Origin of the sequence: Streptomyces sp. NPDC021080 (assembly GCF_044333225.1) — a bacterium.
In the GTDB taxonomy this organism is placed as follows: Bacteria; Actinomycetota; Actinomycetes; order Streptomycetales; family Streptomycetaceae; genus Streptomyces.
In genome coordinates, this window is record NZ_JBIRQM010000003.1 from 1 (window position 1) to 13838 (window position 13838).

Sequence of the window (13838 nt, forward strand, 5' to 3'; positions counted from 1 at the left end):
ACGCCGCCCCCGACAGCTGGCGCCGCCTGGTCGGCCACCTGCTCCGCGCCTTCGCCAACCCCGCCACCGACACCCCGCCCCTGCCGGACGCCCCCGCGCCCACCGCCCTGTTCCGCGCGATGATCCGCCTCGCCGCCAGACCCTGAGCCCGTTCCGACATGACGGAATACCCTCGACACCTCCTCGGCGACGGTCGGGTCGCGGGATCTCCTCAGGGGGTCGACGGCGCGTCACCCGAGTGCGTCTTAGCCTGTTCCGTCACACGGGTTCCACCCCTGTCTGTGTAGTTGGCGGAGCACCTTGCCTCAGACTTCTCGCGGGGCGCTCCGCCGTGCTTGATTCAGCGTTCGGTCATGGAGCCGTTCAGGCCGGCACGGTGGCGGGCCACGCCACCAGCGACGAGGGGAAGAAGGTCCAGCCCCGGCGGACCCATGCGGACGACTGGATCGCCAGGCGGGTCCGGTATTCGTCCCAGTGGCCGGCATTCCGCGGTGACCACGTACGCTCGGCAATTCCGGACAGGCGGGACAGCAGCAGAAATTCGAGGTCTTCGCCCGAGGTGACGGTCTCGCACCAGACGGCCGCCTCTACTCCTGCGGCGGTGGCGCTGCCGTTTGTGGTTGCGGCGTTCAGTGCCGCGGCGGGGTCCCAGTCGTAGATCTGCTCGACGGTCTTGGGCGGATAGACAGGCAGACCCACCCGGGCCCGCCGGATTTCACCGTCCGGCTCGGTGCTCTCTTCGGCGTACGGCCGGTCGAGGTAGAGGTGTGAGGTGGGCGAGAGCAGCAGGCTGGCGCCCTTGCCCGCGGCACGGTCGACGTCGTGTTCGGCCTTGGCCATCATCTCGGTGAACACGGCGACCATCGATTCGGGCATCATCTGGGCCAGGGCGCCGGAGTCCATCACCTCGCGCATCTCGGTGGCCTCGATCCAGTACTGCACGACCTCCTGGGGGCCGATGGCGGACCGGGCGGTCTCCTGCCAGCCGACGACGCGCCGGTCCAACGAGCAGGCGATGTCCCGGGCGCGGTCGACGAAGGCGGCGTGCGCGTCATCCTGTATGCCGAAGGCCTCGTCGCCGCCGAGGTGGAGGTAGGCGGAGTTGGGGAAGAGCCGGGCCACGTCGGTGAGAACGTCGCGCACGAATCGCCAGGTGATCCCGCGGTCGGGATCAAGGGTGCCGATCGGGATCGGCCCCGGGCCTGCGACCGCAGTGCCGGTGGGTGCGAGTTCGGGGTAGGACCGGAATACCGCCTGGCAGTGGCCGGGGATGTCGATCTCCGGTACCACGGTGATGAATCGCTGGCGCGCGTGGGTGACGATGCGGTTAATGTCCTCGGGCGTGTACCAGCCACCGGGCCGCTCGCCGAGCGCGCCGGCCCCGCCGACCTCGGTGAGGGCAGGCCATCCCGTGATGGGAACACGCCAGCCCTGGTCGTCGGTGAGATGCAGGTGCAGCACGTTGAGCTTGTGCAGGCTGAGGATGTCCAGGACGCGCACGACCTGGTCGGCGTCGTGGAAGGTGCGCGCGACGTCCAGGGACAGGCCGCGCCAGGCGTACCTCGGCGCGTCCAGAACGCGCAGCGGCGGCAGTTCGGCGGTGCCGTCGGGCCGCAGCCCGGCGTTCAGCAGCTGCCGGAGGCTGGTCAGGCCTCGGTGCGCACCTTCGACCGTGGCCGCCCACACGCGCACGTACGTGCTCTGGACTTCCAGTCCGTAGCGTTCGCCGGCCGGGTCGCCGTCGTCGGCCCGGACGCCTCCCGCCTCCGGCAAAGCGGTTAGTTCCTCGGCATCGGGACCGCAGGTGACGAGCTCCACCCGAATCGCTGCCGCGGCGGCGGTCGGCTCAACGGTCAGGGACAGGCCGGTGTCGTGGGCCCCGCGGTAAGCGCCGGACATCTGGTTCACCGTGCGACCGGGAACATACACAACTTGCTGACCATGAGCGATGAGCAGGGCCAGAAGAAGCGTGGAAGCCCGGCCGGAGATGTCCACGGCCCAGCGCACTTCGAAACCCGTTTCGCCCGCAACCGCGATGAGCTGGAGGATCTCGTTCTCATCGTTGATCACCTTGCGGGAAAAGAGTGCTTGGCCGTCTGAGCCGACGGCCACTGCCCAGTGATGCCCCTTGCCGGCATCAATGCCGACCCATATGCGCTTGCCGGATGAGTTCAAGACGCCACTCCGTTCCTGTGCCAGCACCTTCATGGCCCAAGGAACACCCCGCCGACAGGTCCTTAACCAGCGATATCCGCAGCTCTCAATCAGTGGCCGGAGCATCCCGGAGGACCGGGCGGCCACTCTGCCAGAGCCATCAACGGCAACCGTCTACCAGCCACACCCGGCCCTCCCGGACCACCTCATATTCTTAAGGACCGTCTACCACTACTGGCGGCGATGGCAGCAAGAAGGCGTGCGGGAGCGGATGCTGACAGCGCTGCGCGAACGTGAGCGTGTGCGGCTCGGCCGTGATCCCACTCCCAGTGCGGCCATCGTGGACAGTCAGAGCGTCCGGGCCAGTGAATGCGGTGGCCTGCACGGATATGACGGAGGGAAGAAGGTCAGCGGCATCAAGCGCCGCCTGCTTGTCGACACCCGCGGCACTGTTCTGGTCACCTGCGTGAGCCCGGCCAGCGTCGGTGATCGCGACGGCGCCGCGGTGCTGTTCTCCCGGGCTGCCGATGTCTTCCCGCGTCTGCGACGCGTGTGGGCGGACCAGGGCTACCGCGGCGCCGACTTCCATGCCTGGGCTCTGGAGGCCACCGGTATCACCGTGGAGATCGTGCAGCGCCGTGACGGAGGATTCCGCTCGACCTGGGCAAAGGTCGGGACACCGCCTCCGCCAGTGGCCCTCTTCGCGGTGGTCCCGCGGCGTTGGGTGGTAGAGCGGACGTTCGCCTGGCTGGGACGGTGTCGCCGGCTGTCCAAGGACTACGAGTACTTGCGCGTCTGCTCGGAGAACGCCATCTACCTCACCATGGCCATGCTCCTCATACGGCGCCTCGCAAGACCAGCCCGCTGACAAGCTTTTCAGACGCCCTCTAGGAATCATTGACGGCCGAAGACCTCCGCGCCAGGATTCCGGCGCGGAGGTCTTCGATTGCTCAGGTGGCCGCGTCATCCCGGGGAAGACAGCCTTGGTCGACGGCGGGTCGCCGTGCAGATCATCCGGCCTGCGACGTCGACAGGTACGAGCGTGCCCGGCCGAGCCGGACCGTGGGGCCGACGACCTCAAAGGTCGCGCGTGCGCGGATGTCGTCCGACGAGGAGCCGACGAGCACGTCGACGGGGCCGGGCTCCATGACGAAGGTTCTGCCGTCGAGACCGAGGTAGGCGAGCTGGCTCATCTGCACCGAGAAGGTGACCTTCTGGACGGCGCCGGGTACGAGCGTGATCCGACGGAACCCGACGAGCTCCTGTGCAGGTCGCGCAAGGCCCGTCGCGACGTCGCTGACGTAGAGCTGCACGACCTCGTCGCCCTGTACGGTCCCGGTGTTCTCGACCGTGATGCTGATGTCGATCGAGCCGGCCGTGTCGACGGACGACTCACTCAGTGTCAGGTCGCGGTAGCCGAACGACGTGTAGCTCAGGCCGTGTCCGAACGCGAACAGCGGTGTCGCGGGCAGGTCGCGGTAACCCTTGTACATGTCGGACTCCGTGCGGCGGTAGCCGCTGCCGGTGTGCTGCCCTGCGTGGATCGGGACCTGCCCGGTGTGCCGCGGCATGCTGTAGGGGAGCTTGCCACCGGGGTTCGTGATCCCGAACAGCGCCTGCGCCACCGCGCGTGTTCCTTGCTGGCCGCCGTAGTAGGCGTGCACCAGGGCGGACAGCGACGGAAGGGACTCGCTGAGCGCCATCGGCCGCCCGGTCGAGAGGACACCCACGACAGGGGTGCCCGTAGCGGCCACGGCGTCGAGCAGGGTCCGCTGTGTGCGAGGCAGGTCGATGTCCGCCGAGTCGGACCCTTCGCCCTCGGTGGTCGCGCCGAAGAACCAGCCGCCACGGCCGCCGATCGCCGCGATCACCACGTCGGCATCGGCGGCAGCCGCGACGGCGGCGGCGATGTCGGACGGCTCGGAGTCGAGAACTCCGCAGCCGGGCACGACCGTGACCTCGGCATCGGGCACCAGCTCACAGATCGCTTCGGCGAGGCTGACGGCCCCGTAGTGCTGACGGATGTACTCCTCGGGCGAGACCGCGAAGGCCGCACCGAACTCTGCGGCGGCGGCCTCCATCGCCTCCGCGGGCATCTCCATGCCGAGGTCGTCGAGTCCGGCCATGGCGCCGTCGCCGCCGCCCATCATGGCGCCGAGCATCGCCAGTCCGACCGGGTAGGTGTAGCCCGGGAACGCGAAGCCGACCTCGTCGGCGTGCGGGCCGACGATCGCGATGCGTCGTACTCCGGTGGACAGGGGCAGGACCGGCCCCTCGTTCTTCAGCAGAGTCAGCGACTCGCTGGCCAGCAAGGTCGCGAGCTCGGCACCCCGCTGTGCGGTGCCCGCGAGGACGATGGGGTCATCGTCGACGTAGGGGCGCTCGAACAGTCCGAGGGCGAACTTGTCGCGCAGCACGCGTCGAACTGAGGTGTCGAGGACGTCCTCGCTGACCGCCCCGGAGCGCACCTGCTCGGCGAGCAGCGTGCCGTAGCCGGCGATCGCGGGGAGCTCGACGTCGAGTCCGGCCGCCAGCGCGAGCGCACCCGCCTCCGCGAGGTCCCGCGCGACTCTCTGCCGCTTGTGCAGCATCGCGACGGTCGTGTAGTCCGACACGACGGTGCCCTCGAAGCCCAGCTCGTCACGCAGGAGGCCCGTGAGGATCTCCCTCGAGGCGCCGACCGGGATCCCGTCGATCTCGGAGTAGGAGTTCATGACCGACGCCAGGCCGGCGAGCTGGATCGCTGCCGCGAAGGGACGCGCGTACACCTCGCGCAACTCGCGCGCGGTGGCCTGGGTCGCGGCCATGTTCTGGCCTCCCTCGGTCATCGCGTAGCCGAGGAAGTGCTTTGCCGTGGCGATGACACCCTCGCGGAGGTCTGTGCCCTGGAGGCCCTGGGTGAAGGCGACACTCAACGCCGAGGCCAGGTAGGGGTCCTCCCCGTAGGTCTCGTGCACGCGACCCCAGCGGGCGTCGCGGGCGACGTCCATCACGGGCGCGAGGGCCTGGAGGAGCCCGACGCTGCGCATCTGACGCCGGATGAGGTCGGCCATCGCTTCGACAGCGTCAGGGTTCCAGCCTGCGGCCAGACCGATCGCCGTGGGGAACACGGTGAAGTCGGGCGCGATGACCCCGTTGAGGGCCTCGTTGTGGAAGATGGCCGGGATTCCCAGGCGTGTGCGTTCGACCAGAAAGCGCTGGATCTGGTTGACGGTACGGGCCGTGGCCTCGGGGGACTTGTGACCGAACATGCCGAGCGCCGAGATCTGCCCGATCCCGTTGCCCAGTACCTTGGTCGCCTGAGACTCGATCAGGCCGTCGGCGCCGAGCAGCCCGATCGGCATCGTCGCCGACAGCTGCAGCGCCTTCTCCTCGATCGTCATCTGCGCGAGCAGGGCGTCGGCGCGCTGTAGCGGGGACGCGTCGGTCGTGGCCCACGTGGTGTTCGTGTTCATGTCTCTACTTCCCTTTGGGGTTGGCGGTCAGTGCGGTCGCCTCGGTCACTTGACGCCCTTGATGCGGTACACGAGGACTGCGCCGGCCAGGGCGATGAGCGCGCCGAACAGGTACCAGGTGGTGTATCCGCCGAGTGGGGTGGCCGCCCCGACCGCGATGATCGCCGGTGCGATCGCGGGTGCGATCGCCTGCGGCAGCGCATTGGCGATGTTCAGCACGCCGAGGTCCTTGGCGGTGTCCTCGGGGTTCGGCAGGACCTGCGTCGCGAGGGCCAGGTCGACGGAGAAGAAGGAGCCCGCTCCCAGGCCGATGACGGCCTGCGCGACGATCACCGTCGTGACGTTCGGCGCGATGGCGAGCAGGGTGAGGCCCACGACCATGACAGCCCCGGCGACCGCCACGAACGGACGACGCTTTCCGACCTTGTCCGACAGGATGCCGCCGACAGGGCCGGAGACCATCATCGCGGCCATCGACGCCACGTTGGCCAGCAGGATCGTCGAGATCGCGCTCTTCTCGTCGAGCGAGAACTTCTCCGTCAGGTAGAACGGCAGGAAGGTGGCGACGCCGGCGTAGCCGAACATCACGAGGAATTTGGTGAGCCACGTCCATGCGAAGTCGCGGTGCTTGACCGGGTTGAACACGAACGAGCCGAGGAACTCGCGTGTCGTGAACCGCTGCGCGGGCTTGTCCTCGAGGCGGCGGTCCTTCAGGACCAGGACGAACAACACCGCGAGCGCGGTACCGATCGCACCGGGCACGACGAAACGCGCTGTGTCGTTGTCGAGGAGGTTCACCAGGAACGAGCCGGCAAGGATGCCCAGTGCCGTCGTGATGCCCACGATTCCTGACACCTTGCCGCGCCCGGCCGCCGGCACCTGGTCGGGCAGCGTCGCGTTGGCGGCGGCGAGGACGGCGTTCATCGCCACCGAGACCAGGCACCAGCCGACGAGCAGCACCCACACCGACTGCGCCATACCCATCAGCGCCAGGGCGCCGGTACCGACGACCGACCCGCCTAGGATCCATGGCCGGCGCATGCCCCAGCGCGAGGTCGTCCGGTCGGAGAGGCGACCGGCGAGCGGGTTGGCGAGCAGCGCGAACAGCGAGCCCACGCCCATCACGAGGCCGAGGCTACTGGTCGCGGCCGCGGGCGTCGCCGAGATGTGTTTCACCTTGAACGCCAGCGACACCATGATCGGCGTCAGCAGAGCGAGGTACATCCCAAAGCTCACCGCGGCGAGCGCGGACGTGTACCCCTTCGGAGCCTTGGCGGGCGTCTCCCCGATGGTCACGATGCCGGGGGTCTCGATGGTCGGCGCTGCGATAGCGACCGATGACGGCTCTGTCATGGCAGTCCAATCGGGCTGACTTACGCGCGTCACTTACGCGCTTAAGCGGGTACAGTAGGCCCATGGACGATGCCTGCGTCAAGCCCCCGGAGGATTCCGGCAGGGGTCCGGTGGCTCTGCCGACGGGCGCGGACGTGGCCCGCAGGGCCAACGTCTCGCGGGCGACTGTCAGCTACGTGCTGAACGGCGTGACCTCGCAGAAGATCTCGGACAAGACGCGTCAGGCCGTTCAGCGGGCGGCCGACGAGCTCGGCTATCGACCCAACCGTGCAGCGCAGAGCCTCGCCGTCGGCGGGTCGCGGATCGCGATGTTCGTGGTGCCGAGCGTTCACCTCGGCGAACTGTCCTTGGCGATCAGCAGTCACCTGACGGCCCGCGCCGCCGAGCAAGGCGTCACCCTGATCGCCCACTTCGAGGGCCCTGCGAGCAGACCGGTCATCGACGTGGCACAGGACCTGCGTCCCCGCGTGGTCTTCGGCATGTTCGGCCTGCGCGACAACGCCGCCGACTGGTTTCGGGCGCGCGGGATCCCGGTCGCGTCGCTCTTCGACGGCGACAGCGCCGCCGCACCCATGAACGCCCGGGTGGGCCGGCTTCAGGTGGAGCACCTCGTCGCCCGCGGCCACTCCAGGATCGCGTACGCCGACACGACCGAACGTGGACTGGACGTGGTGGCACAGCTCCGGCGCCGCGGTGTCGCCCACGCCTGTGAACAGCATGGACTCCCCGCGCCCGCCTACGAACAGTTCGATCTCGACGGTGGCGGGGCGGAGGACAAGGTCCGCGGCTGGGTGAATGCCGGCGTGACCGCCGTCGCTGCGTACAACGACGAAGTCGCGATCACCGTCCTCGCGGGTATCCGTCGAGCAGGACTGCGATGCCCGGACGACCTCGCCGTCATCGGAGTCGACGAAATGGCCATCAACGGCTCGATGGACCCGCCGCTGTCATCGATCGAGTTCGACGTCGACAAGATTGCGCTGCTGTACGCCGATGCGCTCTCCGACGTCCTCGACGGTGTCGAAGCACGCGAGCGCGATGACAGCAACAACGGCGATTTGATGCGCGTCGTGGCACGGGAGTCCACCGGCCCGACAGCAAGCAGGAGGGCCGCGGCGGCCTCCCTTCGAGGCAGGGGCGTATAGCAAACAGGATGCTCGTGGAGTCCTGCAGAACGGACTTAATCCCCTGGAAGGCATCTGGCCTCTGCTGCGGCGCGAGCCGATGGCCAACACCGCCTTCACCGCCCCGACCACTCGAGCGCACATTCCGCCGAGAACTCGCCCGCACCCAGCGCCGTCCAGCGCCATCGACGGCTGCCTCGCCGAGATTGGACCGACCCTCACCCCAGATCCCGCTATTGGGCACCACCTCACGGCCTCGGACAGCGAGGAGCAGGAGGTGCAGCAAGTGCGGATCTCCCTCCGGAACTGCCGTCCATCGCGATGTCGATGTCGTGCGCCATGAGCAGCCTCCTGATCTTCAAGAGTGTGCGGTGCATGGCGGCCCGGCTGCTGTCGAACAGCGCGGCGAGGGGTTCCGCGCCTGGCGCCGTGAAGCGGCAGAAGGCCCCCGGTGCGGGGGTGGGCACCGGGGGCCTTCCGTTGCAGCGACGAGGTCGCTGCAACGACCGGGCAGCGTCTCGGCCGATCCGGTTTCTCCTACCGGACCCGGCCGAGGAGCGGTCACGCCGCCCGGTCTGGGAGCTCCATTGCGGGACAGGCCTGCCACCGGCCCGCAACGGAGAAGTCAGCGGTTCAGGCCTCCTCGTCTCCGGACGGGTGCGAGAGCCAGTCGACCGGGGTGGACGCGAACCAGGTCCAATTGTGATGACGCCATGCCACGGACTGGGCGGCCAGGCGGCCGCGGTAGCCGTCCCGTTCCCCGGAGGCAGCCGGCGACCACGCGCGTTCGGCGATTCCGGTGAGGCGGGGCAGGAGCAGGAATTCGAGGTCCTTGACCGAGGTGGTGGTCTGGCGCCAGACGGTGGCTTCGGTACCGGTGGCGGTGGCTTCGCGGTCGGGGGTCGTGGCCAGTGTGCCGCCAGGATCCAAGCCGTATACCTGCTTGGGTGGGTAGAAGGCCAGGCCTACCTGGGCGCGCCGGGCCTCGTCGTCGGCGTTGGCACTCGGTTCGGCGTAGGGGTGATCGAGGTAGAGGGGGGAGGTGGGCGAGAGCATCCCATCACTTCGCGTCGTCCTCGCGGCGCCGGACGGCGAACAAAGACAGGTCGCCGAGCTGACCGCGGTCCGGTTCGAAGACCATGAACAGGGCGTGCGAACCGGCCACGGGAGTCGTTTCGGCCTCGATCGTGCGCCATCCGGCGCCGACCGCGCTCTCCGGGACTGCGACGGTCGCGATGGGCGTGCCGGTGTGCGGTGCGTCGACGTACACCTGGATCCGGCCGGTGTTGCGGGCGTCGATCTCGACCACAAGGGTGTGCGGGGCCTGCTCGGGGCCGAAGTCGAGGTACTTGAAGCCGATCGTGCCGCCGCGGTGGGTGTCGCTGACGACTTGGAGGGTGTGCCGGCCCGACTCGTCCTCGGTGCCGCGCAGGTCCTCGCGGAGCACGATCGACGGGCGCCGGGAACGGCCCGGCAGGCCGCGCGGTCCCACCAGGTGGCAGGCGATGGAGGCCGGCCAGGCCCGGAACGCGTCGAGGTCGGACGTGTCCAGGCCTCGGGAGGTGTACTCGGCGTGCTCGAATCCGCCGTGCGGCGCGCGGGTGAGGGGTGTGGCACAGGCCTGCCGTCCGTCCGCGGTGTGGCGGTGATAGACCTGGTACCAGGTGCCGCCGGCCTCGAACATCCCGCCGTGGGTGTTCCCCCTGCGGTCCGTCGACCCCGGGGGCGTGTTCTTCCACGCGTTGCCGAGCGAGACGAGCGGGCCCACCGGCTCGAACGGGCCGAGCGGCTGGTCGGCGACAGCGTGGTACATGCCGAAGAAGCCCTCGCCGCCGACGGCCCAGTAGGACAGCCAGAACCGGCGTCGGCCACCTCATAGAACGCACGCCGACTCGCCCGAACCTCGCCCAAGCGCCGGACGGTGCCGCCATCCTCAACAGCTGCGATGGCGACGTCCCAGTGGTGCCCCCTGGAGCCACGTGGTCCAGCAGTCGATGGACGAGCCGGTACCCCAGACGCAGGCGACCCGGACCGTGGTCTCCCGGCACGGCTGGCGTGACTGCAGCTGTCGTGGCCCTTTCCCCGTTGCTGCATTGCTGTCCGCTCGATGAAAGTAGGCCTGCCCGGATCATGGAATGGCGCGGATACCCGGAGCGCAGGTTCAAAGGTGTCAGCCCTTGTACGCGGCCGCATGGACACTGTGGTGAACTCGCACCAGGGCATCACCGCAGTACCACGGTTGCTCCCGCACCTACGTACTGCACCACCTCGCCCAGGCCAGCTGCGGTCTGTAGCGGGGCTGCATTGAACGTGGACGTGCCGAGGCTTGAGCGCAGAGCGCTGTCGGTATGGTGCCCGAGCCCGAGCAGTTGGGCCAGCTCCAGGTCGCCCAGGGTGTCGACGTCAAGTCGAACGCTTGAGGCAAGAACCTCGGTGATCTCGTGGGCTCCGCTGAGACGGTGCGCATGGCTGGAGTGCCCCTCGAAGCAGGGCGTGAGCAGGTTCGGGCGCGTCGCCGCCAGGAAGGTCGTGCCCTGCCGGCTGTGATCGGCGAGAAAGGACACGCGGTGGCCGGCTGCCTCCGTGAGGACCTGCTGCAGCTCGGTGCTGCGCAGACTGGGCAGATCGGTGGTCAGGACGGCGGTCGGGCGGTCCGGTGCATCAGCACTCGCCCAGGCGGTGGCGCGGCGGACCGCGGCGTTGAGCCCCGCTCGGGGGTGGTCCGGCAGGACAAACGCACCTGCGGCTGCGGCCTGCCCGGCGGCCCGCTGGTCCTGCGTCACCACCAGGACACGCTGCACGCCGGCAGTGCTGAGCACCGCCAGGAGGGTGTCCTGGAAGAAAGCCTCGGCGAGGGTGGCACGGACGGAGCCGGACAACGAGCCCAGGCGGCTCTTGGCCTCCTCGAACGGCTTGACCGGCAGCACGATGGTCCAGGCGTCCATGGCCGTCAACCCTGCGCCGCTTCGAGGATGGGCAGCAGCTGCGGCAGGTGGCCGTCGGAGGCCAGGGCCACCGCGCGGCGCTCATCCGGGACCTTGCCGTAGGTGGTGGTGCGCTGCCGCGCGGGGCAGCCGGCGAGCGCAGCGATCGCCTCCAGATCGCGGATGGACTTGTAGCTGCCGTAGGAGGAGCCGGCCATCCGGGAGATGGTCTCCTCCATCAGCGTGCCGCCCAGGTCGTTGGCGCCCGAGCGGAGCATCTGGGCGGCGCCCTCGACCCCCAGTTTGACCCAGCTGGTCTGGATGTTGTCGATCCGGCCGTGCAGCAGCAGGCGGGCCATGGCAGTCACCACGCGGTTGTCGCGCATGGTCGCGCCGGGCCGCGCGACGCCGGCCAGGTAGATGGGAGCATTGGTGTGGATGAAGGGCAGCGTGACGAACTCGGTGAAGCCCCCCGTACGCTCCTGGATGTGCGCGAGGAGGCGCAGGTGGGCCAGCCAGTGGCGGGGCTGGTCGACGTGGCCGTACATCATCGTGGAGCTGGAACGGATGCCCAGCTCGTGCGCGGTGGTGACCACCTCGACCCAGGTGGCGGCGGGCAGCTTGCCCTTGGTGAGGATCCAGCGGACCTCGTCGTCGAGGATCTCCGCCGCCGTGCCCGGGATGCTGTCCAAGCCCGCCTCCTTGGCCTGCCGGAGCCAGTCCCGGACCGACAGCCCGGTCCGGGTGGCGCCGTTGACCACCTCCATCGGGGAGAAGGCGTGGACGTGCATGCCGGGTACTCGGCGCTTGACCTCGCGAGCGATGTCGAAGTACGCCGTGCCGGGCAGGTCCGGGTGGATGCCGCCCTGCATGCACACCTCGGTGGCGCCCACCTCCCAGGCCTGTGCGGCACGCTCGGCGACCTGTTCCAGGGAAAGGGTGTAGGCGTCCGCGTCGGTGCGGCGCTGCGCAAAGGCGCAGAAGCGGCAGCCGGTGTAGCAGACATTAGTGAAGTTGATGTTGCGGGTGACGATGTACGTCACCTCCTCCCCCACCACGTCGCGGCGCAGCTGGTCGGCGATGCCGGTGAGCGCGTCCAGTGCGGCGCCGTCGGTGTGGAACAGAGCGAGTGCCTGGTCATCAGTCAGCTTGGCGGGATCGTCGGCTGCCTGGGCAAGGGCGACTCGGACGTCGCCGTCCAGACGCTCCGGAACGCCGGCAGTCCTGGCCTTCTCGCGTACGGCGTCCCAGTCGCCGTACGCGGAGTCGAAATCGCTGCGGCGGTCGGCAGTGCGACCCTCGGTGTCGATCGAGCGGTGCAGGTCGGTGCGGCCGGACGGGGTGAAGACCTCGTCGGGTTCCTGCCAGGGCAGCCCGACCGGGAGGACGTCCTCGCGGGCCAGGCCGGTCGCCGGGTCGGCGAGGGCGTCCACATGGGGCAGTACGCGCGGGTCGAGCCAGGGTTCGCCGCGCCGAATGTATTCGGGATGGACGGTCAGCCGTTCGCGCAGGGTGAAGCCGACGGCTGCGGTGCGGGCGGCCAGTTCGTCGATGTGCGGCCAGGGCCGTTCCGGGTTGACGTGGTCGGGGGTGAGCGGGGAGACACCGCCCCAGTCGTCGATGCCCGCGCCGATGATGAGCGCGTAGTCGGCGTCGACCAGGTTGGGCGGGGCCTGGATCCGGACGACCGGGCCCAGCACGATCCGGGCCACCGCGACGGCGGCGGCCAGCTCCTCCAGCTCGGCGTCGGGCATGGCCCGCATTGCGGTGTCGGGCTTGGCCCGGAAGTTCTGGACGATCACTTCCTGGATGCCGTGGTACTCCCGGGCGACGCGGCGGATCGCGAAGAGTGACTCCGCCCGCTCCTCGAAGGTCTCCCCGATGCCGATCAGGATGCCGGTGGTGAACGGGACGTTGGAACGTCCGGCGTCCTCCAGCACGCGCAGCCGTACCGCGGGTTCCTTGTCTGGCGACCCATGGTGCGGGCCACCGGGCTCGGACCACAGCCGGGTGGCGGTGGTCTCCAGCATCATCCCCATCGACGGCGCCACCGGCTTGAGCCGCTGGAAGTCCGTCCAGGTCAGCACCCCCGGGTTGAGGTGCGGCAGCAGACCGGTCTCCTCCAGCACCCGCACCGACATCGCCCGTACATACGCCAGCGTGTCGTCGTAGCCGTGCGCATCCAGCCACTCACGGGCCTCGGGCCAGCGCTCCTCGGGCCGGTCCCCCAGCGTGAAAAGCGCCTCCTTGCAGCCCAGCGCCGCGCCCTGACGGGCGATCGCCAGCACCTCGTCCGGAGACAGGTACATGCCTTCCCCCGCGCGGCGCAGTCTGCCTGGCACGGTGGCGAAGGTGCAGTAGTGGCAGCGGTCCCGGCACAGCCGGGTCAGCGGGATGAACACCTTCTTCGAGTACGTGATCACCCCGGGCCGCCCGGCGGCCTCCAGCCCGGCGTCACGTACCCGGGCAGCGGAGGCACACAGGTCACGCAGGTTGTCCCCCTTCGCCTGCAGCAGCACGGCAGCCTCCTCAACGTCGAGGGAGACCCCGTTGGCCGCCCGCTTCAAGGCCCGGCGCATGCTGTTCGCCGTCGGTGTGCTCGTTGTCGTGGTGTCGTCGAAACTGCTCATGGTGCTTGGGGAACTTCCTTCGTCGAGGCACTGCCTCTGGGCAGGTCAGGGTGCGGGGCGGCGGTCTCGTGAGCCCGGATGAGCACCTGGCGGGCGCCAGAACCTCCCGAACATCCGCCCCTGCGTCCCGGGATCTGGAGCGGCTTGCACGGCTTGGCATACGACGACAAGCGCGGCTCGGCGCCCGTAGCGACAGCC

General features: G+C 69.3%; 9 protein-coding genes and 1 pseudogene. 2 read left to right on the forward strand and 8 right to left on the reverse strand.

Features of this window, described 5'->3' with window-relative positions:
• Nucleotides 1–363 precede the first annotated feature (363 nt).
• A complete protein-coding gene (locus ACH4S8_RS07465) occupies nucleotides 364–1818 on the reverse strand; it encodes a family 20 glycosylhydrolase (RefSeq protein WP_398392345.1) in 1455 nt (484 codons plus the stop codon).
• Nucleotides 1819–1866: 48 nt separating this feature from the next.
• Nucleotides 1867–2208: pseudogene (locus ACH4S8_RS07470) on the reverse strand (transposase); the annotation flags it as partial.
• On the opposite strand from ACH4S8_RS07470, the gene ACH4S8_RS07475 reads away from it, so the two are divergent.
• The gene (locus tag ACH4S8_RS07475; RefSeq protein ID WP_398391756.1) at nucleotides 2207–3022 is read left to right on the forward strand and encodes an IS5 family transposase; all 816 of its coding nucleotides are present in this window, start codon (nucleotides 2207–2209) and stop codon (nucleotides 3020–3022) included. The pseudogene ACH4S8_RS07470 and the gene ACH4S8_RS07475 overlap by 2 nt on opposite strands.
• 142 nt (nucleotides 3023–3164) lie before the next feature.
• Here ACH4S8_RS07475 and ACH4S8_RS07480 read toward each other — a convergent pair whose 3' ends face one another.
• Together ACH4S8_RS07480 and ACH4S8_RS07485 are read right to left on the reverse strand one after the other, a co-directional pair.
• A complete protein-coding gene (locus tag ACH4S8_RS07480) occupies nucleotides 3165–5609 on the reverse strand; it encodes a beta-glucosidase (protein ID WP_398391757.1) in 2445 nt (814 codons plus the stop codon).
• A 45-nt stretch (nucleotides 5610–5654) separates the two neighbouring features.
• The gene (locus tag ACH4S8_RS07485) at nucleotides 5655–6962 is read right to left on the reverse strand and encodes an MFS transporter (protein WP_398391758.1); all 1308 of its coding nucleotides are present in this window, start codon (nucleotides 6960–6962) and stop codon (nucleotides 5655–5657) included.
• Nucleotides 6963–7096: 134 nt separating this feature from the next.
• Between ACH4S8_RS07485 and ACH4S8_RS07490 the strand changes: the two genes are divergently transcribed.
• Complete coding sequence (locus ACH4S8_RS07490) at nucleotides 7097–8107, forward strand: LacI family DNA-binding transcriptional regulator (RefSeq protein ID WP_398391759.1); 1011 nt, start codon at nucleotides 7097–7099, stop codon at nucleotides 8105–8107.
• A gap of 612 nt (nucleotides 8108–8719) precedes the next feature.
• Here ACH4S8_RS07490 and ACH4S8_RS07495 read toward each other — a convergent pair.
• The 4 genes from ACH4S8_RS07495 to ACH4S8_RS07510 form a co-directional block, all read right to left on the reverse strand.
• The gene (locus ACH4S8_RS07495) at nucleotides 8720–9142 is read right to left on the reverse strand and encodes a family 20 glycosylhydrolase (RefSeq protein WP_398391760.1); all 423 of its coding nucleotides are present in this window, start codon (nucleotides 9140–9142) and stop codon (nucleotides 8720–8722) included.
• Nucleotides 9143–9146: 4 nt separating this feature from the next.
• Entirely contained in the window at nucleotides 9147–9899 is a 753-nt protein-coding gene (locus tag ACH4S8_RS07500) for a carbohydrate-binding protein (protein ID WP_398391761.1), read from the reverse strand.
• 409 nt (nucleotides 9900–10308) lie between these two features.
• Nucleotides 10309–11031 carry a 2-phospho-L-lactate guanylyltransferase gene (cofC, locus tag ACH4S8_RS07505; protein WP_398391762.1) on the reverse strand — a complete coding sequence of 241 codons (723 nt, stop codon included), beginning with the start codon at nucleotides 11029–11031 and terminating at the stop codon, nucleotides 10309–10311.
• Between the two features lie 5 nt (nucleotides 11032–11036).
• Nucleotides 11037–13640 carry a bifunctional FO biosynthesis protein CofGH gene (locus ACH4S8_RS07510; protein ID WP_398391763.1) on the reverse strand — a complete coding sequence of 868 codons (2604 nt, stop codon included), beginning with the start codon at nucleotides 13638–13640 and terminating at the stop codon, nucleotides 11037–11039.
• Between the last annotated feature and the right edge of the window lie 198 nt (nucleotides 13641–13838).

Coding starts and splice junctions, on each gene's coding strand:
- ACH4S8_RS07475 (WP_398391756.1), top strand. CDS start 2,207: ATGGCCCAAGGAACACCCCGCCGACAGGTCCTTAACCAGCGATATCCG.
- ACH4S8_RS07480 (WP_398391757.1), bottom strand. CDS start 5,609: ATGAACACGAACACCACGTGGGCCACGACCGACGCGTCCCCGCTACAG.
- ACH4S8_RS07485 (WP_398391758.1), bottom strand. CDS start 6,962: ATGACAGAGCCGTCATCGGTCGCTATCGCAGCGCCGACCATCGAGACC.
- ACH4S8_RS07495 (WP_398391760.1), bottom strand. CDS start 9,142: ATGCTCTCGCCCACCTCCCCCCTCTACCTCGATCACCCCTACGCCGAA.
- ACH4S8_RS07500 (WP_398391761.1), bottom strand. CDS start 9,899: ATGTACCACGCTGTCGCCGACCAGCCGCTCGGCCCGTTCGAGCCGGTG.
- cofC (WP_398391762.1), bottom strand. CDS start 11,031: ATGGACGCCTGGACCATCGTGCTGCCGGTCAAGCCGTTCGAGGAGGCC.
- ACH4S8_RS07510 (WP_398391763.1), bottom strand. CDS start 13,640: ATGAGCAGTTTCGACGACACCACGACAACGAGCACACCGACGGCGAAC.